Genomic DNA, 2,623 nt, shown 5'->3' on the forward strand with positions numbered 1-2,623 from the left:
CGGCTTGATGAAGCTGGTCGGCAGTCGCTTCGGCAGGACCGAGCGGCCGTCGCGGTACATCGTTCGCAGCGCCTCGATCGCGCCGAGCAGCGGGTCGCCCGACCTTGCGGTGCGGAAGGTGAAGGCGGCGAGGAAGGCCGGTGCGAACCGGCGGACCGCAGGGTAACGCTCGACCACCTCCTCCAACCCATCGTCGGCCGAGCGGGTGAGACCCTCGGCGAAGCGGATGCTGCGTTCGAACTGGTCCCAGCCCATGCGTTCGTCGATGGCGCGGAACGCATCGCGACCGGTCGCGCGGGCATCGACCAGCAGGCGACCGAGCCGCGCATGGAAGCGGGCGGTGTCCTTCAGCATCCGTGCCTGCCCGAGCAGCCGGTCGGATCGGGTGCGGTCGGCGCGGCGGAACAGCGCTCCCACCATCTTCTCGACCATGACCAGGGCGGCGTCGGTCAGCGCCGCCTCCATCTCGATCATGGAGGCGACCAGCATGGCAAGCCGGCGCGGACGTTCGAGGCGGCGAAAGTGCTGCGCGGTGATGATGCCGGCGGTCCGTGCGATGACGGCGTAGCGAGCGGCATGGATACGCCGCGCCCGATCGGCTGTGATCCCGATGCCGCGCACCGCGTCGAGCCGTTCGATGATCCCCTTCAGGTTTGCGGCCGATGGGGCTTCCGGCCATTCGCGTATCCAACCAAGGCGGGTCCGGCCATTGTCGTCGGATGCGATCAGGCGTTCTAGCGCCGCTTCCTGATCGGCCGAGCAGTCGCGGATCAGTCCGGTATGCGCGGCCTTGCGTGCCTGCGCCCGCACGATGAGGGCGAGACGTTCCAGCGTCGATGCCGCAGGCAGCACGATCCGGTCGAGCCGCAAGCGATCGACCATGCCGGCGACGATTGCCTCGCCCCGATCGGTCGAAGTGGCGATCTCCGATCCCAGCGCCAGCATCGATCGCACGTCAGTTCGGTCGAAGGCGCGCACACCGAGATACGCTTCGATCTCCGCGCGATGCTCGCGCAGCGTAGTCGCACGAGCAGAATAATCGGCGAAGTCGTCGGTTCGGCAACCGATCTGGTCGGCGAGCAGCGACAGCATGGCGGCAGGCACCGCCTCACCCGGCAGCAGCGCACGCCCCGGATGGCGCAGGTAGCAGAGCTGCACCGCGTAGCCGAGCCGGTTCGGTCCGCGCCGGCGCCGCGACACCTGTCCGAGGTCTTCGGGGCCGAGCGTATAGAGCCGTTCGATCGTAGCTCGGTCGGCAGGCGGATCGAAGATCGCGCTGCGCTGCGCGGGCGACAATATGGTCCTGGACGGCATCGGCTTCCTGTTCGTCACGCAACAGGGAAGCGGCCCTGTTCACGGAGCGTAGACCACAATACGGGTTATGTGACATTATGGCGATCGATCGACGGGCAATGCCGCTCCGTCACGCAGACGGACGTATATGTGACAACACTCATCGGCTACGCGCGGGTCTCGAAAGCCGACGGCAGCCAGCTCCACGACTTGCAGCGCGATGCCCTGCTGGTGGCTGGCGTCGATCCCGACCACATCTATCAGGATACGGCTTCAGGCCGCCGCGATGATCGTCCCGGGCTTGCGGCCGGTCTCAAGGCGCTGCGCTCTGGCGATACACTCGTCATTTGGAAGCTCGACCGGCTCGGGCGCGATTTGCGGCATTTGGTGAACACAGTCGGCGACCTCACCAAACGCGGAGTCGGACTAAAGGTGCTGACTGGTGAAGGTGCTTCGATCGATACCACCACCGCAAACGGCCGACTGATCTTCGCCATCTTCGCAGGGCTGGCGGAGTTCGAGCGCGAGTTGATCGTCGAACGCACCAAGGCGGGGCTCGCGTCCGCGCGTGCCCGCGGCCGGCAGGGCGGACGACCGTTTAAGATGACACCGGCCAAGCTACGGCTTGCACAGGCGGCTATGGGAAAGCCTGAAACCAAAGTTGCCGAGCTATGTGCCGAGTTGGGCGTCACTCGGCAGACGCTCTACCGGCATGTCACGCCCGATGGGCGGATTAGACCGGACGGTGAGAAGCTGCTTGCTCGACGAAACCGCACGTCGTGAGCCAACCGATCTCTGAGACAATTGCGCTTCGCCCAGGGTTTGAACGTCTCCTCTTCGGTGTGCTTCTCGCATCCACCATCGGCGATGAGATTACGCAGGTGGCGCTCGTGTTCCGGGTAGCTCCGGCCGGCTCTGGTCCGCAAATAGCAGCCCTGCTGATTGCGCTTCTGCTGCCCGGTGCTTTGGTCGCGCCGTACGCGGGCAAGCTGGTCGATCACCACGATGCTGCAAAAATCCTCGCCGCGACCTCGTTGGCGCAGGCGTTCGTCTCGGGCGTGATCGCGTTCACAGGAGGCGTGACCGCAGCGCTCACCGGCGCGGCCATGCTCAGCTTCCTGTTCGCGTTTAGCGGTGCCGCGACGTTCACGCTGGTACCGATCGTGGGCCGGGCGGCCGGGCTTTCGGTTGCCCGCGTTAATGCCGCGACCGAGTTCGCGAGTGGCGGCGGCTCCGTGTTCGGGCCGCTCGCGGGTGGGCTGCTGGTCGCGTCCGGCGGTACCGCAGTTGCGCTTCTCTTCGACGCAGCCAGCTTCCTGCTGCTTGGGCT

The 2,623-nt window shown here is 66.3% G+C and carries 2 protein-coding genes and 1 pseudogene; 2 read left to right on the top strand and 1 reads right to left on the bottom strand.

Annotation, left to right across the window (positions count from 1 at the left end; genetic code table 11):
- Positions 1-1,314, bottom strand: a 1,314-nt coding sequence (locus tag EJC47_RS20745) for a DUF4158 domain-containing protein (RefSeq protein ID WP_148110566.1), incomplete at its 3' end; no start/stop codon positions are given.
- 129 nt (positions 1,315-1,443) lie between these two features.
- Between EJC47_RS20745 and EJC47_RS20750 the strand changes: the two genes are divergently transcribed.
- A complete protein-coding gene (locus EJC47_RS20750) occupies positions 1,444-2,076 on the top strand; it encodes a recombinase family protein (protein ID WP_029622716.1) in 633 nt (210 codons plus the stop codon).
- Positions 2,073-2,623, top strand: a pseudogene (locus tag EJC47_RS21145) (MFS transporter); the annotation flags it as partial. The gene EJC47_RS20750 and the pseudogene EJC47_RS21145, both read left to right, overlap by 4 nt.

This window comes from Sphingomonas sp. TF3 (genome assembly GCF_003985085.1).
Taxonomy (GTDB): Bacteria; Pseudomonadota; Alphaproteobacteria; order Sphingomonadales; family Sphingomonadaceae; genus Sphingomonas.